The sequence below is a fragment of the Streptomyces sp. NPDC026394 genome (assembly GCF_055567735.1).
The window spans coordinates 44,022-63,208 of sequence record NZ_JBVHPX010000014.1 but is presented as its reverse complement, the minus strand read 5'-3'; the positions used below and the strand labels follow the sequence as shown (position 1 = coordinate 63,208).

Genomic DNA, 19,187 nt, shown 5'->3' with positions numbered 1-19,187 from the left:
CGGTCTGGGCGGGGGGGGGGGGGGGGCGGGGGGGCGGGGCCCCCCCCCCGCGGGGGGGGGGGGGCGGGGGGGGGGCCCCCCCCCCCCCCCCACGCCCGGGGTGCCGTGCCGTGGCTCAGGCGGCCACGATCAGGTAGATCCCGTACGCCACGGCCGCCGCGCACAGCGCGAAGCAGGCGTACGCCCCGGCCCGCGCCGCCCCGCCGGAAGCGGCGGGCCCGTCGGCGGTCACCGGCGTCCCCTCCTGCTGCGGCTTGCGGGACGTGCCGACGATGCCGAGGGTGAACAGGCCCACGATCCCGACCGTCACGAACAGCGTGACGCCGAAGACCTGGCCGAGAGCTGCCCAGTCGATGCTCATTGCGTTCTCGTTCCTCCGTGGGAGCCGTGCGGCCGGGTCAGCCGGCGGCCGAACCGGCCTTGGCGCGGCGCCGGGCGCGCTTCTCGTGCGGGTGGGCGGCCACCGGGGCGGCGATCACCGGGGCGGCACCGACCGGGTCCGCGATCCGGGCCGCGGCCACCGCGGGGGCCGGGATGGCGGCCGCGCCCGCCGCGACCGGGCCCGCGGGCGGCGGCGAGACGGTCTGCAGGGCGGCGGTGACGACACCGGCGGGCTCGGCGGCCGGGCCCTCGTTGACGTTGGTGTGGTCCACCGGCTTGCGCCGGGAGGCCATCCAGATCGCGCCGCAGACGGCGAGAGCCAGCACGGCGACGGTCGCGATGCCCCAGTCGCCCTGGTCCGCCAGGAGCGCGGCGCCCGCCGCGACCAGACCGGCGGCCGGTAGCGTCAGACCCCAGGCGGCGGCCATCCGGCCCGCCGTGGACCAGTGCACCACGCCGCCCTTGCGGCCCAGGCCGGAGCCCATGACCGAACCCGAGCAGACCTGGGTGGTGGAGAGCGCGAAACCGAGGTGGGAGGAGGCCAGGATGGTGGCCGCGGCGCCGGTCTGGGCGGCGAAGCCCTGCGGCGGCTGGATGTCGGTGATGCCCTTGCCCATCGTGCGGATGATCCGCCAGCCGCCCAGGTACGTGCCGAGCGCGATGGCCAGGCCGGCCGAGGCGATGACCCACAGCGGCGGGTCGGCGTGCGGGGCGACCACACCGCCGGTGATCAGCGCGAGGGTGATCACGCCCATCGTCTTCTGGGCGTCGTTGGTGCCGTGCGCGAGGGAGACCAGGGCGGCCGAGGCGATCTGTCCGGCGCGGTAGCCCTTGGCGGTGTCCTCCTCGGCGCGGTTGCGGGCGAGCCGGTAGGTCAGCCGGGTCGCGGCCGTCGCGGCCAGTCCGGCCACGACGGGAGCGGCGACGGCCGGGATGAGGACCTTCATGACCACGGCGCCGCCGTGCACGCCGCTCGGGCCGACGGCCACCAGGGTCGCGCCGATCAGACCGCCGAAGAGGGCGTGCGAGGAGCTGGAGGGGAGCCCGGCCAGCCAGGTGACCAGGTTCCAGACGATGGCACCGACCAGCCCGGCGAAGATCACTTCTGGTCTGATGCCGGCGGTCTCGTCGATGATCCCGCCGGAGATGGTCTTGGCGACCTCCACCGACAGGAACGCGCCGACCAGGTTGAGGACCGCCGACATCGCCACCGCGATCTTGGGCTTGAGTGCCCCGGTGGAAATGGTGGTGGCCATGGCGTTGGCCGTGTCGTGGAAGCCGTTCGTAAAGTCGAACACCAAGGCCGTGACGATCACGATCCCGATGAGAAGCGTGATGTGTTCCATTCACCCAGGCAATCAGTTCGTTGGGCAGTGACGCTCGGACCGTACGGACGACGGGTGAACGGAAGGTGAACTGGGGCGGGCGCCACAGTGACGCCCCCGCAGGGGTGGTGCGGAGGCGTCCGTACCGTCTCCCGGGGCCCATGCGTACCAGCACGGACGCCTCGTGCGCCGCAGGCGTACCGGGGCCGGGTGCGCCGGGGGCCGGGCGTGTCGGGGTGCCGGGTGTGCGGGGGCGCCGGGCGTGTCGGGTGCCTGGCGTGCGGGGGCGCCGGGCGTGTCGGGGTGCCGGGCGGGGCGGCGTGTCAGCCCCGGGCGAAGCGCCGCAGCCCGGTGACCGTGCCGTTCCACTTGTCCTGGTCGCCGGGCAGCGCGCCGGACCCGGCGTGCTGCCAGATGCTCGGGTACTGCCAGCCGGCGGGCAGCGTGCCCGGAGTGCTGTGCCAGCGGGCCAGCCACAGGGGGTGGGTGGCGGCGAACGCCCGGCTGCCGCCGGTGCAGCCGTTCCACCACCGGGCCGTCGTGTAGATCACCGGCCGCCGCCCGGTCTGCCGCAGCACCTCGTTGCTGAATCCTCGGACCCACCGGACCAGCGCCGTGCCGCTCATCCCGTAGCAGGCGTGCTCCCGGTCGTACGGGTTGTGCTCCAGGTCGAGCGCCGGCGGCAGCGTCCAGCCGTCCGCCTTCCAGCGGCCGCCGTGGCGCAGGAAGTACCGGGCCTGCGCGCGGCCGGAGGAGGCGTTCGGGACGCCGAAGTGGTACGCGCCGTGCAGCAGGCCCGCCTTGCGCGCGCCGCGGTACTGCCGCGGGAAGTGCGGGTTGCGGTACCAGGTCGACTCGGTGGCCTTCACGTACACGAAACGGCCGCCCTTCGCCCGTACGGACTTCCAGTCGACGCTGCCCTGGTGCGAGGAGACGTCGTGCCCGGCGGGCTTGCCGGCGGCCTCGGCGGCGGGGGCCGTGGGCAGGGCGGTGGACAGGACGCCGGTGAGCGTGCCGAGCGCCAGGGCCCCGGCGGCCAGCCGGTGCCGTCCGCTGCGCGGGCGGCGGGGCGGGGGCGGGGTGTCGGGCGGGTGCTGCGCGTCGGACGGGTGGTGGGACGGCTGCTGCGGGCCGGACGGGCGATCGCGGTCACGGGCCATGGCTCCCCCAGGAAGTCCCCCGGATGGCTACGTGCATGACAGATAGCTACGTGCATGACAGGTGGCTACGTGCACGACAAGGCCCCGGAAGCGTACCGAGAGATCCACACAAGACGGTCGTCGCCCGGTCAAGTCCGCCCGAGGTACCGCCGGTCCGACATGGCGGATACCGGAGGACCGGGATCCGCCCCACGGCTCCCCACCAGCCCCGTACGGTGTCGGCAGCCCCGCGCGCACCACGTCCGCGCGCCCCCACCGGGCCCCGCCCGCACCGCAGACCGGAGGCACACGCATGACGGACCCGGAAGCCCTCGACCACGCCTGGGACGAGCTGGTCGCCACCGCCCGCCGCACGGTCGCCGACGGCCTGGTCGTCGGCACCTCCGGCAACGTCTCCGTCCGCGTCGGCGACCTCGTGCTGGTCACCCCCAGCGGCGTGCGCTACGACCGGCTCGGGCCCGGCGACCTCACCGCGGTGGACCTCGAAGGCCGCCAGACCCGCGGCACGCTGCGGCCCACCAGCGAACTCCCCATGCACCTGGCCGTCTACCGGGCCACCGGCGCCACCGCGGTCGTGCACACCCACGCCGCCCACGCCACCGCCGTCTCCACCCTCGTCACCGAGCTCCCGCCGGTGCACTACATGACCGCGGCCCTCGGCGGACCCGTCCGCGTCGCGCCGTACGCCCTCTACGGCACCGAGGAGTTGGCCGGGAACGTGCTCGCCGCCCTGCGCGACCGCACCGGCTGCCTCCTCCGGAACCACGGCACCATCGTCTACGGCGACACCCTTGACGAGGCGTACGACCGCACCGCCCAGCTGGAGTGGATGTGCCGCGTCTGGCTCGCCGCCGGCTCGCTGCCCGGCCGCACACCCGCCCTGCTCACGCCGGAACAGCTCGACGCGGCCGGCGAGCGGCTGCGCGGCTACGGGCAGCGCCGCTGACGTACGGTCCCGGGCGACGGCGCCGGGCCCCGTACGACCGCCCGTGGGCCCGCCCGCCGTCACCCGGGCGCGCCCGCCCACTGGCCGCGGCCGCGGCGCCCGCCCACACTGGGGAGGATGCGTCTGGGTACCGCGGCAGCAGCCGCCACCACGGTGATCGGTACCGGCGCGGCCGCGGTGGCGGCCGGCCGGTACGCCAGCGACATGGTCCTCAAACCCGCGCCCGACCGGCCGCTGCCGGGCGACCCCCGGCTCACGGTGCACGCCACCGGCCCCGGGCGGATCACCCTCACCCGCAGCCTCGCCTCGCTCCGGCCCGGCACCTACGGCCTCACCGGTGCGGGCGGCCACGCCGTCGTCGGGCCCCTCCTCGACGACGTGCCGCACCCGGCGGACACGGTCGTCCGCCGCCTGGAGCGGGTCACCCACGGCTCCGTCCAGCCGGGCGCCAGGATGCGTCTGACACCCCAGGTGCACATCGGCAACCCGCGCGACGCGCTCGGACTCGACTCCGCCGACGTCGACATCCCCGGAGAACTGGGCGCGCTGCCCGCCTGGTTCGTGCCGGGCGCCCGGGAGATCTGGGTCATCACCGTGCACGGCCTGGGCACCACCCGGGAGCACCCCATGGTGGTCATGCCGTTCCTCAGCGACCAGCGGCTGCCCGTCCTGGACCTCGCCTACCGCAACGACGTCGGCGCCCCGCACACCGCCGACGGCATCAGCCACCTCGGTGACTCCGAATGGCGCGACCTGGACGCCGCGATCCGCTACGCCGTCCAGTACGGCGCCGAACGCGTCGTCCTGCACGGCTGGTCCACCGGCGCGTCCATGGCCCTGCACGCCGCCGCCAACTCCGCGCTGCGCGACCGCATCGCCGGCCTCGTCCTGGACTCGCCGGTCCTGGACTGGCAGGCCACCGTCCGCGCCCTGGCCGCCGCCCACCGCGTCCCCCGCCCGCTGCTCCCGCTGGCCGTACGTGCCGCCGAGGGCAGCACCGGGCTGCACGCCGGACGGCTGGCCGAAGCCTGGACCGCCGACCTGCTCACCGTGCCGACCCTGCTGATCCACGGGCCGCACGACTCCCTCGCCCCCTGGGCGGCCTCCCGCGAACTGGCCGCCCGCCGCCCCGACCTGATCACGCTGCACCCGGTACCGCACGCCCCGCACGCCGCCATGTGGAACGCCGACCCGGCCACGTACGAAGAAACGCTTCGCCGCTTCCTCACACCCCTCATGTGACCCGGTCGGGGGCCTCCCGGCCCCGACCGTTCCCGTGCGCCTTTCCTTCCGGTGCGCCCTCCGGGACGACCGCACCTGTGCGCCCTCCGGGGCGGCCGCTCTTGTGCGCCCTCCGGAGTGGCCGCTCCTGTGCGCCCTCCGAGGCGGTTCGTCTCTGTGTGTCCTTCGGGCGGCGGGCGATGTCCGCCGGGGTCTCCGGGGGATTGTTTTCGCGGGTCTTCGGCTGGTCCGTGTCCGAGCGTCCTTCCGGGGTGGACCGCTTTCGCGTGCCCTCTGGGGTGGTTCGTCCACGTATGTCCACCGGGGGTGGGCCATGTCCGCCGGGGCCTCCGGAGGACCGTCTTTGCGGATCTCCGACGGGTCCCCGCCCGACCGACCTTCCGGGGCGAACCGTTTCCGCGCGCCCTACGGGGTGGACCGTTTCCGCGCGTTCAACGGGGCAGGCCCGTCCACCCGCGTCCTACGGGGGCAGGCCGTCTTCGCCCCTCCGTCGGCTGGTTCGCTCCCGTGCGTCTTCCGAGGTGGGCCGTCTCCGCTCTGCCGGCTGTGGTCCGCTCCCGTGCGTCCTCCTGGGCAGCCTTTCTCCTGTGTCCTACGGGCCGCTTCCGATCTGCGCGTCATCAGGCCCGACCATTCCCGTGCCCCTCCCCGGCCCGATCGTTGCCGGGCCACCCCCGGTCCGACCGTTCCGTGCCGCTCCCCGGTCCGACCGTTCCGTGCCGTCCCCGGCCGTTCCGTTTCGCGCGTCCTCCGTGGTGTGGCCCGTGGCGTCGTGCTCCGTGCGTCCGGCGGCGACTTGCCGGGGTCGTGACGGTCTGGCCGGGCGGCCCATGGCGCCCGGGCGGACCCTGGTGACCCGTTCCTGCGGACGGTGGCCACACCGCGCGCGCCCCGGAGCCGCCCCCTCGTACGGCCGGCGGCCACTCCCCGTACAGCCTCTGGTGACCCACTCGTACGGTTCGTGCCGGCCGCCCCGTGCGCCCCTCGTGCGTCGGCCGCCGGAACGTACCGACCGTTCCGATTGGGCTTTCGGGCCGTCAGCGGGAAGACTGCACCCTGTGACGTCCCGTACTCCGCGCGACTCCCGGCTCCGACTCGTCCCCCGTCAACCGATTGCCGCCGCCCGCCGAGCGGTGAGCACCCGGGCCGCCCGGCCGGCGCCCCGGCCGCCCCAGGGCACACCGCCGCCCGCGGAACTGGCACGGCAGGCCCGGGCCGGCCTGGCCGGTGCCGTACGTCTCGCCCGCTGGGCCGACGGCGAGCACGGCGCGGGTGCCGGGCTGCGGGCCGGCACGGACGGTGCCCTCCCGGCGGACGTCGCCGAACAGGCGGCGGACGACCTGCGGCTGACACCGGACCAGGTCCGTACGGACTGGGATCTGGCCCGCCTGGCCGGGCTCGTCGAACTGCACGGCGGCGTGGCCCGCCCCGGCTGGCGGCTGCGCGCCTGGGAGCGCGACGACACCGCCGCGCTGCGCGGCTGGGTCGCGCTCTTCGACGCCTGGTCGCTCGCGCGCCCCGCGCCGCCCGGCGCCGGGCCGACCGCCGTCGCCGAGGTCGTCGAGGCCGTGCCGCAGCTGCTGTCCCTGCTGCATCTGTCGGCCGGCCCGGTACGGCTCCCGGTCCTGCTGGACATGCTGGAACAGCGCGTCGCCGAACTCCGTACCGAGCGCTGCGAGGTGCCGTACGGGCCGGACCGCGCCCCGGACGCGGGACCCGCCGCGGCCCCGGGCACGGACCCGGGAGCGGCCCGCGCCGGAGCGGCGGGTGACACCGCGGGGGTGTCACTCGCGGAGCTCCTGGACTGGGCGCTGGACGGCCTCGCCGCCGTGGGGGCACTCGTCGTGCGCGACGGCGCGAAGACCGGTGTGCCCGCCGAACGCGAAGCCCTGCTCACCCCCCTCGGGAACTGGTCGGTCTGGGTCAAGCTGGAACAGATCTGCGTCGCCGCGCAGAGCCCGGCGGGCAACATCGAGCAGTCCGCCGAGGCGATGCTGCGTGGCTGCGCCCGGCTGACCCCGGGCCCGGCGCGCGCCGAATACCGCGCCTGGCTCGCCGCCCGCTCCGCGGGCAGCGCGGTCGAGGAACTCCTCGAAGTCGCCCGCGGTGAGGACGCGCTGCTGCGCGGCCTCGCCTTCGAGGCCCTGCGCGCCGTCGGCGCGCCCGCCGAACCGGCCGTCCGCGCCGCCGCCGACGAGGCCGCACTGCGCCCGTACGCCCTGCTCTGGCTGGTCGAGCACGAGGGCGGCGACCCGGAGACCGCGCCGGACGTGCTCACCCGCGAGGAGTCCACCTGGCTGTGGGTGGACACCGCCGCGGCCGTCGCCGACCACGGCGAGAGCCAACTGCTGATCCGGCACCTCGACTCGGCCGTCCAGGGCTCGGTTCCGCGCCTGCTGGAGGAGGTACGGGCCGTCGGCCACCCGCGCACCGTGCAGGTGCTGGTCGCCCTGGCCGCCGCCCACCCGGACCCGGCCCTCGCGAAGGCCGTCCGCCGCGCCGCCTTCCAGGTGCACACCGGCGGCGCGTGAGTCTCCCGGGGGCGGGCGCCCGCCCCCGGGAACGGAACCTGGCGGTCCCCGCCCCCTCAGTGGCTCTCCAGTCCTTCCACCGCCTCTCCGCTTCCCCAGCTCCTCCTCAGTGCCCCTCAGGCACTCGGCACCGCCGGTGTGTACGTGCCGAACGTCCAGAGATTGCCCTCCAGATCGCGGGCCGTGTACTCCCGGGAGCCGTAGTCCTGGTCCGTGAGCGGCAGCACTATCTCCACCCCGGCCTGCTCGGCCCGGCGGTGATGCGCGTCCGGGTCCGCGACGGTCACGTACACACCGACCGGGCCGCCGCCCAGGGCTTCCTCGTACGCCCCGCCGACACCCTTCGAGCCCAGCATCACCACGCCGTTGCCGAAGGACAGCTCGGCGTGCAGCACCGCGCCGTCCTCGCTCTCGTACAGCGCGCTCTGCGCGAAGCCGAACGCTTCCGTCAGCTGCTTGATCGCCGCCTTCGCGTCGCGGTAGTGCAGCGTCGGGCAGAACGTGGGTGACCCTGCCGTTCCTGTCGCCACGTCGGTCATGACGATCACCTTTCCCATCCTGCGATCAGGTCGTTCCGAGCCCCGCTCTGAGACCCACATCACAGTCTGGCACCAGGGTCTGACAACGCCCCCCGAACACCCTCTGACCAGCACCCGATCGATCGCATCGCATCGCGCCGCGCCACACCGCACTGAACCGCCCCCCGGCGCCCCGCCCCCTCCGCCACCCACCCGCCGCTACGGCGCATTCAGCGGAACGTGTCGCACCGCCCGGCGTCCCCCGTGCGGAACCCGGCCGAGAACCACCGCTGTCGCTGCGCCGCCGACCCGTGCGTCCAGCTCTCCGGGGTGACCCGGCCCTGGAACCGCTCCTGGATCCGGTCGTCGCCGACCGCGGCCGCCGCGTCGAGCCCGTCCCGTACGTCCGCCCCGGTCAGGCTGGTGATCAGCGGCCGCCCGGTGGACTCCTCGGGCGTGTCGGTGGCGTGCCGCGCCCACACCCCCGCGTAGCAGTCGGCCTGCAGCTCCACCTTCACGGCATCGCTGTCCGCGCCCGGCCGCCCGCCATGGGACCGGCGCAGCGTGCCCGACAGGTTCTGCACGTGGTGCCCGTATTCGTGAGCCACCACATACGCCTGCGCGAACGGCCCGCCCCCGGCGCCGAACTTCGTCCGCAGCTCGCGGAAGAAGTCCAGGTCCAGGTAGACCTTGCGGTCGCCGGGGCAGTAGAACGGCCCGACGGCCGAGGTCGCGGCCCCGCACGCGGTATCGGTCCGGCCGGTGAAGAACACCGTCGGCGCCCGTCCGTACGAGGCGCCGCGCCGCCGGAACTCCTGCTGCCAGAAGGACTGGGCGCTGTTGACGACCGCCACGATCCGGCAGTCCTCCTTGCTGTTGGCGTCCTGCCCGGTACGGCACCGTTCCTGGACCCGTTCCGCCGAGGAAGCGGTGGCTTCCGGAGGGCGGTCCGACTCCGTCAGCCCCAGTTCGTCGGGGCCGATGCCGAAGAACAGGCCGGCGACGAGCGCGATCAGGCCCGCCAGCCCGCCGCCGACCGTGGCCCGCCCGCCGGGCAGCCGGCTGCCGCGCCGGTCCTGGACCTGCGAGGTGTCCAGCCCGGCGTCGTCGTCGAACTGCATGGCCGCACCGCCCTCCGCCGCACCCTCCCGGCGGCGCACACCGCCTCGCCCCATCCAGCCGCGCCCGCCACCGGGCCGCGACCCCGGGCGGCCGAACGGGCGAGGGAAGAGCAAGCGAGGGGCGGGTCACGGCGGCCTGTACGACCGGACCACGGCCGTCCGGCAGCCCGGAAAAACTGGTTGCACGTCACCGCTAGACTGGTCTGTATGGCAATTCTCCTCGTGCATTAGACGGCGTCGGCACGCCGCCCCCGCCACCGTCCGCACAGGCTTGTGCCGTGTTCGGGGCGCGCCGCGCGGCTGTGATCACCCCCGTCCTTTCCGCTGTCCTCGTCTGCCCTGGAGTTTTCCCTTGATCACCGCCTCCGGCCTGGAGCTGCGCGCCGGCGCCCGCGTCCTCATCGAATCCGCTTCCTTCCGTATCGCCAAGGGCGACCGGATCGGTCTGGTCGGCCGCAACGGAGCGGGCAAGACGACCCTCACCAAGGTCCTGGCGGGCGAGGGCATCCCGGCCGCCGGCACGGTCACCCGCTCCGGCGACGTCGGCTACCTGCCGCAGGACCCGCGCACCGGCGACCTCGACGTCCTCGCCCGTGACCGCATCCTGTCCGCCCGCGGCCTGGACGAGGTCCTGCGCAAGATGCGCGAGAACGAGGACCGGATGTCCAACGGCAAGGGCGCCACCCGTGAAAAGGCGATGAAGAAGTACGAGCGCCTGGAGACGGAGTTCCTGACCAAGGGCGGCTACGCGGCCGAGGCGGAGGCCGCGACCATCGCCGCCAGCCTGGGCCTGCCGGACCGCATCCTCGGCCAGCCCCTGCACACCCTCTCCGGCGGTCAGCGGCGCCGCGTCGAGCTGGCCCGGATCCTCTTCTCGGACTCCGACACGCTGCTCCTGGACGAGCCGACCAACCACCTCGACGCCGACTCGATCGTCTGGCTGCGCGACTACCTGAAGAACTACCGCGGCGGCTTCATCGTGATCTCCCACGACGTCGACCTGGTCGAGACCGTGGTGAACAAGGTGTTCTACCTGGACGCCAACCGCTCCGAGATCGACATCTACAACATGGGCTGGAAGCTCTACCAGCAGCAGCGCGAGGCCGACGAGAAGCGCCGCAAGCGCGAGCGCGCCAACGCCGAGAAGAAGGCCGCGCAGTTGCACTCGCAGGCCGACAAGATGCGGGCCAAGGCCACCAAGACCGTCGCCGCGCAGAACATGGCCAAGCGCGCCGACAAGCTGCTCGCCGGGCTGGACGCCAAGCGTGCCTCCGACAAGGTCGCCAAGCTGCGCTTCCCGGACCCCGCGCCCTGCGGCAAGACCCCGCTGACCGCCGAGGGCCTGTCGAAGTCCTACGGCTCGCTGGAGATCTTCACCGATGTCGACCTGGCCATCGACAAGGGCTCCCGGGTCGTCATCCTCGGCCTGAACGGCGCGGGCAAGACGACGCTGCTGCGACTGCTGGCGGGCGTGGAGAAGCCGGACACCGGCGAGGTGCGCCCCGGGCACGGCCTGAAGCTGGGCTACTACGCCCAGGAGCACGAGACGCTGGACCCGGACCGCACGGTCCTGGAGAACATGCGCTCGGCCGCGCCGGACATGGATCTGGTCGACATCCGCAAGACGCTCGGCTCCTTCCTGTTCTCCGGTGACGACGTCGACAAGCCCGCGGGGGTGCTCTCCGGCGGCGAGAAGACCCGGCTGGCGCTGGCCACCCTGGTCGTCTCCTCCGCCAACGTGCTGCTCCTGGACGAGCCGACCAACAACCTCGACCCGGCCAGCCGCGAGGAGATCCTCGGCGCGCTGCACACCTTCACCGGCGCCGTGGTGCTGGTCTCCCACGACGAGGGCGCGGTGGACGCCCTCCAGCCGGAGCGCATCATCCTGCTGCCCGACGGGGTCGAGGACCTCTGGGGCCAGGACTACGCGGACCTCGTCGCGCTGGCCTGAGGGCCGGGGGAGGGATCACCTGAGACCCGGGAGGGATCAAGGGCGTATGGATCATTCGGCCGACGGGTGATCCATCATCTGAGTGAGAGCGGCTCGTACATCGGCGAGCCTCCCTGTGACGGCCGGGCCCCAGGGGCCCGGCCGTCATCATTTCGTACCAGCCCCCTCTGACCTGCTCATTCGCGAGGAAACCCATGGTCGGAGCGGTGGAATTCCTAACGGAACCCCTAATTCCAAGAGTCAATACGGCGCCTCCAGCGCCAAACGATGTGCCACGGACCTTGCTGAATGGGTGGCCAGGAAGGCGGGAAGGGGTGATCATGAGAGTCCAGAGCGCACTTCCCACGAGGAGGCACGGGTGGCCGAGACTCTGAAGAAGGGCAGCCGGGTGACCGGCGCCGCGCGCGAGAAGCTCGCGGCAGACCTGAAGAAGAAGTACGACTCCGGAGCGAGCATCCGGGCGCTGGCCGAAGAGACCGGCCGCTCCTACGGGTTCGTGCACCGGATGCTCAGCGAATCCGGTGTGACCCTGCGTGGTCGTGGCGGAGCCACCAGGGGCAAGAAGGCCGCCTCGGCCTGACCGAGGCGTTCCGCTCCGGGAGCTACGGTGCCACCCGGTCGGTCGAGCAGGCGACCGGGTGGTTACTGTTCAGTCACTTAAGCACGCACGTGCGGTCGGCTGACTGACTCGGAGGCGCTCCATGACCCTGCTCGACAAGGACGGTGTGCGGCTCACCGTGGACGACGTGATCGCCACGGTGACCCTCGCCGGACCGGCCAAACGCAACGCGCAGTCGCCCGCCATGTGGCGGGCGCTGGCCGAGGCCGGATCACTGGTACCGGGAGACGTCCGGATCGTGGTGCTGCGCGGCGAGGGCAAGTCCTTCTCCGCCGGCCTGGACCGGCAGGCGTTCACGCCCGAAGGTTTCGACGGCGAGCCGTCGTTCCTCGACATGGCACGCGGCCCGGACAGCGAACTGGACGCCATCATCGCCGAGTACCAGGAAGCGTTCACCTGGTGGCGGCGGAACGACGTGGTGTCCATCGCCGCTGTCCAGGGCCATGCGATCGGTGCCGGCTTCCAGCTCGCGCTCGCCTGCGACCTGCGGGTGTGCGCCGACGACGCGCAGTTCGCCATGCGGGAGACCAGCCTCGGACTGGTGCCGGACCTGACCGGCACCCACCCCTTGGTCGCCCTGGTCGGCTACGCCCGCGCGCTGGAGATCTGCGCCACCGGCCGCTTCGTCCACGCCGACGAGGCCGAACGAATCGGCCTGGCCAACCTCGTGGTGCCCGCCGCCGACCTGGACGGAGCTGTCACGGACCTGGCGGGGGCCCTCGTCGCCGCGCCGCGGGACGCCGTCATCGAGACCAAGGCCCTGCTGATGGGCGCCGCCTCCCGTACGTACGAGGAGCAGCGGGCCGCCGAACGCGCCGCACAGGCACGCCGGCTGCGGGACCTGGCGGGCCTGGGCGAGTAGCCGCGCACCGCGCGGCGCGGGATCTCAGGAAGCGGCGGGCGGTTCGAGGGCGGCGACGAGCACCGCGACGGTGGGCCGCCTGCCGTCGTCCGGCGGCTGCCCGGCGTCCGCCGCCTTCCCGACCGCGGCGCGTACGTCCTTCGCCACGTCCAGCGTCCGCCGGTCGGGCGCGACGGCCAGTTGGACGAGTACGTGCCCGTCCTCCTCGCGCACCGGCCGGGACAGCGCCCCCAGGGCCGGTACGAGCCGCACGGCCCCCGGGACACGCAGCACGGCCGCTTCCAGGGGACCGGCATCGCCGGCAGTGGCTCCGCCCCCGCCCGGTGCGCCGCCGGGCAAAGCGTCGTCGCCCTGGCCGCCGCCCGCTTCCCCTTCCCCCTTTTCCGCCTTTTCCCCTTTTTCTGTCTTTGTCCCGTCCGCGTCGAGCAGGTCCGTGACCCGCACATCGACGACGGACACCTCCAGGCCCAGCCGCTCCGCCGCACACGTCAGCAGCGCTTCCCGCAGCAGGTCCGCGGAGGCCGGAACCGGGCGTCCGGCCGTGGCCGCGACGTCCGCCTCGATCAGCAGCGGCCCCGGCGGCAGGGCGCTCGGCGGCGACGGGACCGCCGCTTCCGGCGCGGCGTCCGGGTCCGCCAAGGACAGCCGGAGCGTACCGACCCGCAGTCCCGGCAGCGCGTCACCCGCCTGCCGCAGCACCCCGGCGGCCGCCCGTTCGGCGATCCACGCCCCGTCCGCCGGGCCGCCCAGCGGCAGCAGCCGGCCGAGTCCGAGCTGCCGCCGTACCGCCGTCACCAACTGGTCACCGGCCACCGGCCGTCACCTCTTTCCCGAACAGTCCTCCCACCTTGCCGCACACCCGGCCGGGCGGCAGGGCCAGGTACCCGAATGGCGGTAACCGAACCACCCGCCTGCCGCATCCCCGCAGCGGGCCGGGGGAAGCCGACTTACTGTGGAAAGCGGAGCGGCTTGCAGCTCCGACCCCTCGGAAAGGGACGATCGGCGATGACCGAGAGCGCACAAGGTAACCGGCCCGAGCCGCGGACCGGCGACTCGCAGGGCAAGACGCTGGGAGCCAAGCGGGGCGGCGGCGACCCCGCGACCCGCGGGCGTACCACCATCGCCGACGGTGTCGTGGAGAAGATCGCCGGGATGGCGGCCCGCGACGTGCTGGGCGTACACGCGATGGGCAGCGGCTTCGCCCGCACGCTCGGCGCGGTGCGCGACCGGGTGCCCGGCGGCAGCAAGTCGGTGACCCGCGGCGTGAAGGCCGAGGTCGGCGAGGTGCAGACCGCGTTGGACCTGGAGATCGTGGTCGAGTACGGCGTCTCCATCGCGGACCTCGCGCGGGCCGTACGGGAGAACGTCATCTCCGCCGTGGAGCGGATGACGGGCCTGGAGGTCGTCGAGGTCAACATCGCGGTGAGCGACGTGAAACTGCCCGACGACGAGGAGGACGAGGACGACGAGGAGCCGCGCCTCCAGTAGGGCGGGCCGGTTGCCGTTGCGACAGAGACAGCGCCGGGGCTCCGCTCCGCAGGGCCCGGCCGGGGTGGTAGCGAAGGGAAGCGCGTAGATGAACATGGCCGTGGTCGGTCTGTTGGCCGGAATGGCGCTGGGCTTCGCCGGATACTTCGGCGGTTTCGGTGCCTTTGTACTGGTGGCGGCGCTGGGCGCCATCGGATTCATCGTCGGGAAGTTCGTGGACGGCGATCTGGAGGCCGGGGAGTTCTTCCGGCCCCGTACGGGCGACCGCGACGACCGGCGGAGGTGACGCCCGGTGGCGACCGTGTCTCCCGCGGCCGCGGCACCCGGCGCCGCCCAGCCGGCCGTACCGGCCGGTGAACGGGGTGCCACGAGGATCGCGGACCGGGTCGTGGCCAAGATCGCCGCGCAGGCCGCCCGCGAGGCCCTGCGCGACGCGTCCACGGCACACACCGACGCCCACGCGTCGGTGACGGTGCGCCGGCGCGAAGGGCGGCGGGACTTCGGCGAGGCCCGGGTACGGGTCGCCGTCGAACTGGGCTACCCCTCCGACATCGGTGCCCAGTGCGGCGCCGTACGACGGCAGGTCACCCAGCGGGTCCGCGACCTGGCCGGCATGACGGTGCCCGAGGTCACCGTCCAGGTCGAGCGGCTGCACGCGCCCCAGACGGAGCGCGACGGCCGGGGGAGGGTGCGATGAACGACGACGATCCCGATCTGCGGAACACCCAGCGGCTTCCCACCCTCGACAAGTCGGCGGGCGCGACGGCGGTTCCGTCCGGCTCGGACGGCTCCGGCGCATCTTCCGGCCGGAACGGCTCCGGTACTCCGAACAGTCCGGACAACCCGGACGGCCGGGGTGGCTCCGGCCCTCCGGACGGCCCCGGGCACACCGGCCCGGCGGACACCGGCCGGCCTCCCCGCGAGGAGACCGACGGCGGCGGCCGGGCCCGGCGCTTCTGGGCGGCCAGGCGCGTACCGTCCACGCTGGTCGCGCTCGTCGTGCTCGGCGCCGCCGGACTGCTGCTGTACGACGTGGCCGCGGTACGCGCCGACCGCCCCGCGATGGCCTGGCGCAAGCGCCTCGCCACCGAACTGGCTACCCGTCACCTGGACGACGTCTGGGTCCTCGCGGGCGCCGCGGTGGCCGTGGCCCTCGGCATCTGGCTGCTGGTGCTCGCGCTCACGCCCGGCCTGCGCGGCGTCCTGCCGATGCGGCGTACGACACCGGACGTACGCGGCGGCCTGGACCGCGCCGCGGCCGCGCTGGTGCTGCGCGACCGGGCCATGGAGGTGCCGGGCGTGCAGTCCGTGCGGGTCGCCGTCGGCCGCCGCAGGGCCAAGGCACGCGCGGTCTCGCACTTCCGCGAACTGGACGAGGTACGGAGCGACCTGAACACGGCGCTCGGCGACGGGCTGCGGCAGTTGGGCCTCGCCCGGCGTCCCGCGCTGTCCGTACGGGTACGCCGGTCGGCGAAGAGGTGAGCACGGCGATGCGCAAGGTCCTGCGAACGGTCAACCGGGTGCTGCTGGCCCTGACGGGCCTGGTCCTGATCGGCGTCGGCGGCACGGTGCTGCTCGGCGGCTTCGACCTGCCGCGCAAGGCCGGCTTCGACATGCCGACCGGCGGACGCTGGTCCCGGCCCGACGAGGTGCTGCTGCGCGACTCGGACCGGACGCGCTGGACGGACAGCGGCTGGTGGTGGCCGGTGGTCATCGCGGCGCTGGCCGTGCTCGTCCTGCTGGCGCTGTGGTGGCTGCTGTCCCAGTTCCGGCGGCACCGGCTGCGCGAGATCCTCGTGGACAGCGGCGACGGCGAGGGCGCCCAACTGCGCGGCCGCGCGATGGAGAACGTCCTGACGGCCGAGTCCGAGTCGCTGGACGGGGTCGACCGGGCCCGCGTCCACCTCACCGGCCGCCGCACCGAACCCCGCGTACGAGCCGGCCTGGCCCTCGCCCCGCACGCGAACCCCTGCGCCGTGATCGCCCGCCTCTCCGCAGAGGCGATCGCCCACGCCCGCACCTCGGCCGGCCTGGAACGACTGCCCGCCGAGGTACGGCTGCGGGCGGTCAAGCACCGGGCTGAGCGGGTGAGTTGACGGGGGCGTACGGGAGCGGTGGCTTCCGGGATTGCTCCCAATCCGTTCTGTCCGGCTTCCTTCCAGTCCGGGTGTCCGGGCAGCGGCGGCGTGGACTCCCGTGGAGCCAGCTCTCGAAGTACGGCGTGAGGCCCCGGCCGGAGACCCGGTTGGCGGGATGCCTCCCCGCGGGGCAGGGAAGGCCGACAGGACCGCGGCGGCCGGGGCCTGCGCCCTGCCTCCTGCTCCTCCGAGGCTGTGCGGGGGCCGAAAGACCGGCATGTCGAATTCGGTTCGGGAGGTGCTTCCCGCGTGCCGCCGCCACACCGGACCATGACGGTCCGGTAACTCCAGAGGCCGATGCGCGTGATCCCCAGAAGGTACGCGCCGTCGCCGGCCCGGCCCCGCAGCTCTCCGCCCTCTCAGAACCCCCGCCGAGCCCCGCCGTCCACCGGCATCATCACCCCGGTGACGTACGACGCCGCAGGCGACAGCAGGAACGCTGCGGTGCGGCCGAACTCCTCCGGTTCGCCGTAGCGGCGCAGGGGGATGGAGGCGCTGTTGCGGGCGCGGGACTCCTCCGGGGCGCCGGACAGGGCGTCCAGTTGGGTCATCCGGTCGGTGGCGATGCGGCCCGGCAGGACGCCGAAGACGCGGATGCCGCGCGGGCCCAGTTCGCCGGCGAGGGCCTTGGCGTAGCCCGCGAGACCGGGGCGCAGGCCGTTGGAGATGGCCAGGCCGTCGATGGGCTCGTGGACCGAGCCGGAGAGGACGAAGCCGATGGCGCCGCCGTCGCCGAGTGCGGCGGACGCCGTGCGGGCGAGCCGTACCGCGCCGAGGAAGACCGACTCGAAGGCGGCCTGCCACTGGTCGTCGGTGTTGCCGGTGGGCGCTCCCGGGGGCGGGCCGCCGACGCTGACGAGGATGCCGTCGAGGCGGCCGAAGCGCTCGCGGGCCGTGTCGACCAGGCGCGCGGCGGCGTCCGGGTCGGCGTTGTCGGCGGCGACGCCGTGCGCGCGCTCGCCGAGCGAGGCCGCGGCGGCCCGGGCGCTCTCCTCGCTGCGGCCGCTGAGGACGACGTTGGCGCCGTCGGCGACCAGTTCCCGCGCGGTGGCGAAGCCGAGGCCGCGGGTGGCGCCGGTGACGATGTAGGTCCGGTCGGTGAGTCCTAGATCCATGGGGGTCAGTCTGCCCCGTCGCACCCGAACATGGTGAAGGCGGTGCTGATGAGGCCGATGTGGCTGAACGCCTGGGGGAAGTTGCCCAACTGGCGGCCGGCGACCGGGTCGTACTCCTCGGCCAGCAGCCCCAGGTCGTTGGGCAGCCGCAGCAGCCGGTCGAACAGCTCCCGCGCCTCCTCCCGCCGCCCGGTCAGGTGCAGGGCCTCGGCCAGCCAGAACGAGCAGACGAGGAAGGTGCCCTCGTCGCCCGGCAGCCCGTCCACGCCGGTGGCGTCGGTGCTGTAACGCCGTATCAGACCGCCGTGCGCCAGCTCCTCGCGGACCGCGTCGACCGTGCCGACGACCCGCGGGTCGTCGGCGGGCAGGAAGCCGAGGCGCGGGATCAGCAGCGTCGCCGCGTCCAGCAGGTCCGAGCCGTAGGACTGGGTGAAGGTGTTGCGCTCCGGGTCGTACCCCTTCTCGCACACCTCGCGGTGCACCTCGTCGCGCATCGCGCGCCAGCGGTCGACGTCGCCCTCCAGCTCGGGGCGGGCCTCGACGGCCCGGACGGCGCGGTCGGCGGCGACCCACGCCATGATCTTGGAGTGCACGAAGTGCCGACGGGGCCCGCGGACCTCCCACAGCCCCTCGTCCGGTTCACGCCAGTGGGACTCCAGGAAGTCCAGCAGCGAGCGCTGGATGTTCCAGGCGTGCGGCTTGGACGGCAGCCCGGCGACGCGCGCGATGTGGAAGGAGTCCAGCACCCCGCCGTACACGTCGAGCTGCCGCTGTTCGACGGCGGCGTTGCCGATGCGTACGGGCGTGGAGCCGGCGTAACCGCCGAGCCAGGGCAGCTCGGTCTCCGGCAGCCGCCGCTCGCCGCCCAGGCCGTACATGATCTGGAGGTCGGCCGGGTTGCCCGCCACCGCGCGCAGCAGCCAGTCCCGCCAGGCCGACGCCTCCTCGGTGTACCCGGCGGTGACCAGCGAGTTGAGGGTCAGGGTGGCATCGCGCAGCCAGCAGAAGCGGTAGTCCCAGTTGCGTACGCCGCCCAGCTCCTCGGGCAGCGAGGTGGTGGGCGCCGCGACGATGCCGCCGGTGGGCGCGAAGGTCAGGGCCTTGAGCGTGATCAGGGAGCGCAGTACCTCGGCCCGGTACGGACCGTCGTAGCGGCAGCGCGCCGCCCACGCCCGCCAGTCCTCCAGGGTGTGCTCCAGCGCCTCGTACGGATCGATCCCGGCCGGGCGCGGCTCGTGCGAGGGGTGCCAGGTCAGGATGAACGCCACCCGCTCGCCGGCGGTGACGCCGAAGTCCGAGCGGGTGCTGAGCCCCTGCCCGTACGTCTTGACCTCCGGCTCGGTGCGCAGCCACGCGGAGTCCGGCCCGGCCACCGCGACCCGGCACCGGCCGACATGCCGCACCCAGGGCACGACCAGCCCGTAGTCGAAGCGCAGCCGCAGCACCCCCTGCATGGGGACGTCGCCCTCCAAGCCCTCCACGAGGCGCACGACGTCGGGCGCGTGGTCGCGCTGCGGCATGAAGTCGGTGACCTTCACCGAGCCGGTGGGGGTGTGCCAGACGGTGTCCAGGACGAGGGAGTCGCCCCGGTAGGAGCGTTCGGCCCGCGCGTCGGGGTCGGTGGGGGCGAGCAGCCAGTGTCCGTTCTCCTGGTCGCCGAGGAGCGCGGCGAAGCAGGCGGCGGAGTCGAAGTGCGGCAGGCACAGCCAGTCGACGGAGCCGTTCCGGCCGACCAGGGCGGCGGTCTGCAGGTCGCCGATGAGCGCGTAGTCCTCGATGGGTGCGTGCAC

Annotated in this window: 19 protein-coding genes; 11 read left to right on the top strand and 8 right to left on the bottom strand. The window is 74.0% G+C overall.

All coding sequences use genetic code 11. The features are described 5' to 3' along the window. Window positions 1-115: 115 nt before the first annotated feature. From ACZ4QV_RS28200 to ACZ4QV_RS28190, 3 genes are all read right to left on the bottom strand, one after another. A complete protein-coding gene (locus ACZ4QV_RS28200; RefSeq protein WP_361142312.1) occupies window positions 116-361 on the bottom strand; it encodes a hypothetical protein in 246 nt (81 codons plus the stop codon). A 37-nt stretch (window positions 362-398) separates the two neighbouring features. Next, on the bottom strand, window positions 399-1,727 hold the full coding sequence (locus tag ACZ4QV_RS28195; protein WP_361638929.1) for an inorganic phosphate transporter: 1,329 nt from the start codon (window positions 1,725-1,727) through the stop codon (window positions 399-401). A 302-nt stretch (window positions 1,728-2,029) separates the two neighbouring features. Further along, the gene (locus ACZ4QV_RS28190) at window positions 2,030-2,866 is read right to left on the bottom strand and encodes a lysozyme (protein ID WP_361638927.1); all 837 of its coding nucleotides are present in this window, start codon (window positions 2,864-2,866) and stop codon (window positions 2,030-2,032) included. Between the two features lie 292 nt (window positions 2,867-3,158). Between ACZ4QV_RS28190 and ACZ4QV_RS28185 the strand changes: the two genes are divergently transcribed. The 3 genes from ACZ4QV_RS28185 (at window position 3,159) to ACZ4QV_RS28175 (ending at window position 7,585) form a co-directional block, all read left to right on the top strand. After that, entirely contained in the window at window positions 3,159-3,812 is a 654-nt protein-coding gene (locus tag ACZ4QV_RS28185; protein WP_361142304.1) for a class II aldolase/adducin family protein, read from the top strand. A 117-nt stretch (window positions 3,813-3,929) separates the two neighbouring features. Continuing rightward, window positions 3,930-5,054, top strand: coding sequence for an alpha/beta hydrolase (locus ACZ4QV_RS28180; protein ID WP_361638925.1), 1,125 nt, complete (start codon window positions 3,930-3,932; stop codon window positions 5,052-5,054). A gap of 1,058 nt (window positions 5,055-6,112) precedes the next feature. Beyond that, a complete protein-coding gene (locus ACZ4QV_RS28175) occupies window positions 6,113-7,585 on the top strand; it encodes a hypothetical protein (protein ID WP_361142298.1) in 1,473 nt (490 codons plus the stop codon). A gap of 116 nt (window positions 7,586-7,701) precedes the next feature. Here ACZ4QV_RS28175 and ACZ4QV_RS28170 read toward each other — a convergent pair whose 3' ends face one another. Both ACZ4QV_RS28170 and ypfJ read right to left on the bottom strand, forming a co-directional pair. Continuing rightward, window positions 7,702-8,124, bottom strand: a complete 423-nt coding sequence (locus ACZ4QV_RS28170) for a VOC family protein (RefSeq protein ID WP_361617214.1) — start codon at window positions 8,122-8,124, stop codon at window positions 7,702-7,704. A gap of 209 nt (window positions 8,125-8,333) precedes the next feature. Next, window positions 8,334-9,224 carry a KPN_02809 family neutral zinc metallopeptidase gene (gene ypfJ / locus ACZ4QV_RS28165; RefSeq protein ID WP_361617216.1) on the bottom strand — a complete coding sequence of 297 codons (891 nt, stop codon included), beginning with the start codon at window positions 9,222-9,224 and terminating at the stop codon, window positions 8,334-8,336. 352 nt (window positions 9,225-9,576) lie between these two features. Between ypfJ and ACZ4QV_RS28160 the strand changes: the two genes are divergently transcribed. The 3 genes from ACZ4QV_RS28160 (at window position 9,577) to ACZ4QV_RS28150 (ending at window position 12,656) form a co-directional block, all read left to right on the top strand. Next, entirely contained in the window at window positions 9,577-11,175 is a 1,599-nt protein-coding gene (locus ACZ4QV_RS28160; protein ID WP_125057036.1) for an ABC-F family ATP-binding cassette domain-containing protein, read from the top strand. Between the two features lie 358 nt (window positions 11,176-11,533). Beyond that, a complete protein-coding gene (locus tag ACZ4QV_RS28155; protein WP_030021347.1) occupies window positions 11,534-11,755 on the top strand; it encodes a helix-turn-helix domain-containing protein in 222 nt (73 codons plus the stop codon). Between the two features lie 121 nt (window positions 11,756-11,876). Then, window positions 11,877-12,656: an enoyl-CoA hydratase/isomerase family protein gene (locus ACZ4QV_RS28150; RefSeq protein WP_361142289.1), complete on the top strand. Its 780-nt coding sequence runs from the start codon at window positions 11,877-11,879 to the stop codon at window positions 12,654-12,656. A 24-nt stretch (window positions 12,657-12,680) separates the two neighbouring features. Here the strand turns inward: ACZ4QV_RS28150 and ACZ4QV_RS28145 are convergent, their stop codons facing one another. Next, a complete protein-coding gene (locus ACZ4QV_RS28145) occupies window positions 12,681-13,469 on the bottom strand; it encodes a hypothetical protein (RefSeq protein ID WP_361588345.1) in 789 nt (262 codons plus the stop codon). 192 nt (window positions 13,470-13,661) lie between these two features. Between ACZ4QV_RS28145 and ACZ4QV_RS28140 the strand changes: the two genes are divergently transcribed. From ACZ4QV_RS28140 to amaP, 5 genes are all read left to right on the top strand, one after another. Next, window positions 13,662-14,144, top strand: coding sequence for an Asp23/Gls24 family envelope stress response protein (locus ACZ4QV_RS28140; protein ID WP_361142284.1), 483 nt, complete (start codon window positions 13,662-13,664; stop codon window positions 14,142-14,144). Between the two features lie 88 nt (window positions 14,145-14,232). After that, window positions 14,233-14,430 carry a hypothetical protein gene (locus tag ACZ4QV_RS28135; protein WP_361142281.1) on the top strand — a complete coding sequence of 66 codons (198 nt, stop codon included), beginning with the start codon at window positions 14,233-14,235 and terminating at the stop codon, window positions 14,428-14,430. A gap of 6 nt (window positions 14,431-14,436) precedes the next feature. Beyond that, the gene (locus tag ACZ4QV_RS28130; protein ID WP_361142278.1) at window positions 14,437-14,841 is read left to right on the top strand and encodes an Asp23/Gls24 family envelope stress response protein; all 405 of its coding nucleotides are present in this window, start codon (window positions 14,437-14,439) and stop codon (window positions 14,839-14,841) included. Further along, window positions 14,838-15,626 (top strand): DUF6286 domain-containing protein, encoded by a 789-nt coding sequence (locus ACZ4QV_RS28125; RefSeq protein ID WP_361617217.1) that lies wholly within the window; start codon window positions 14,838-14,840, stop codon window positions 15,624-15,626. Before ACZ4QV_RS28130 ends, ACZ4QV_RS28125 begins: the two co-directional genes overlap by 4 nt. A gap of 8 nt (window positions 15,627-15,634) precedes the next feature. After that, window positions 15,635-16,240 carry an alkaline shock response membrane anchor protein AmaP gene (gene amaP, locus ACZ4QV_RS28120; protein WP_361142272.1) on the top strand — a complete coding sequence of 202 codons (606 nt, stop codon included), beginning with the start codon at window positions 15,635-15,637 and terminating at the stop codon, window positions 16,238-16,240. 401 nt (window positions 16,241-16,641) lie between these two features. Here the strand turns inward: amaP and ACZ4QV_RS28115 are convergent, their stop codons facing one another. Then, complete coding sequence (locus ACZ4QV_RS28115; protein ID WP_361638922.1) at window positions 16,642-17,397, bottom strand: SDR family oxidoreductase; 756 nt, start codon at window positions 17,395-17,397, stop codon at window positions 16,642-16,644. Between the two features lie 5 nt (window positions 17,398-17,402). Then, complete coding sequence (locus ACZ4QV_RS28110; protein ID WP_361588339.1) at window positions 17,403-19,187, bottom strand: glycoside hydrolase family 15 protein; 1,785 nt, start codon at window positions 19,185-19,187, stop codon at window positions 17,403-17,405.

What these genes read in the sequence shown, in the direction of transcription:
- ACZ4QV_RS28115 (WP_361638922.1), bottom strand. Translation starts at nt 17,397, where the DNA reads ATGGATCTAGGACTCACCGACCGGACCTACATCGTCACCGGCGCCACC.
- ACZ4QV_RS28125 (WP_361617217.1), top strand. Translation starts at nt 14,838, where the DNA reads ATGAACGACGACGATCCCGATCTGCGGAACACCCAGCGGCTTCCCACC.
- ACZ4QV_RS28150 (WP_361142289.1), top strand. Translation starts at nt 11,877, where the DNA reads ATGACCCTGCTCGACAAGGACGGTGTGCGGCTCACCGTGGACGACGTG.
- ACZ4QV_RS28170 (WP_361617214.1), bottom strand. Translation starts at nt 8,124, where the DNA reads ATGACCGACGTGGCGACAGGAACGGCAGGGTCACCCACGTTCTGCCCG.
- ACZ4QV_RS28185 (WP_361142304.1), top strand. Translation starts at nt 3,159, where the DNA reads ATGACGGACCCGGAAGCCCTCGACCACGCCTGGGACGAGCTGGTCGCC.
- ACZ4QV_RS28190 (WP_361638927.1), bottom strand. Translation starts at nt 2,866, where the DNA reads ATGGCCCGTGACCGCGATCGCCCGTCCGGCCCGCAGCAGCCGTCCCAC.
- ACZ4QV_RS28135 (WP_361142281.1), top strand. Translation starts at nt 14,233, where the DNA reads ATGAACATGGCCGTGGTCGGTCTGTTGGCCGGAATGGCGCTGGGCTTC.
- amaP (WP_361142272.1), top strand. Translation starts at nt 15,635, where the DNA reads ATGCGCAAGGTCCTGCGAACGGTCAACCGGGTGCTGCTGGCCCTGACG.
- ypfJ (WP_361617216.1), bottom strand. Translation starts at nt 9,224, where the DNA reads ATGCAGTTCGACGACGACGCCGGGCTGGACACCTCGCAGGTCCAGGAC.
- ACZ4QV_RS28200 (WP_361142312.1), bottom strand. Translation starts at nt 361, where the DNA reads ATGAGCATCGACTGGGCAGCTCTCGGCCAGGTCTTCGGCGTCACGCTG.
- ACZ4QV_RS28140 (WP_361142284.1), top strand. Translation starts at nt 13,662, where the DNA reads ATGACCGAGAGCGCACAAGGTAACCGGCCCGAGCCGCGGACCGGCGAC.
- ACZ4QV_RS28195 (WP_361638929.1), bottom strand. Translation starts at nt 1,727, where the DNA reads ATGGAACACATCACGCTTCTCATCGGGATCGTGATCGTCACGGCCTTG.
- ACZ4QV_RS28180 (WP_361638925.1), top strand. Translation starts at nt 3,930, where the DNA reads ATGCGTCTGGGTACCGCGGCAGCAGCCGCCACCACGGTGATCGGTACC.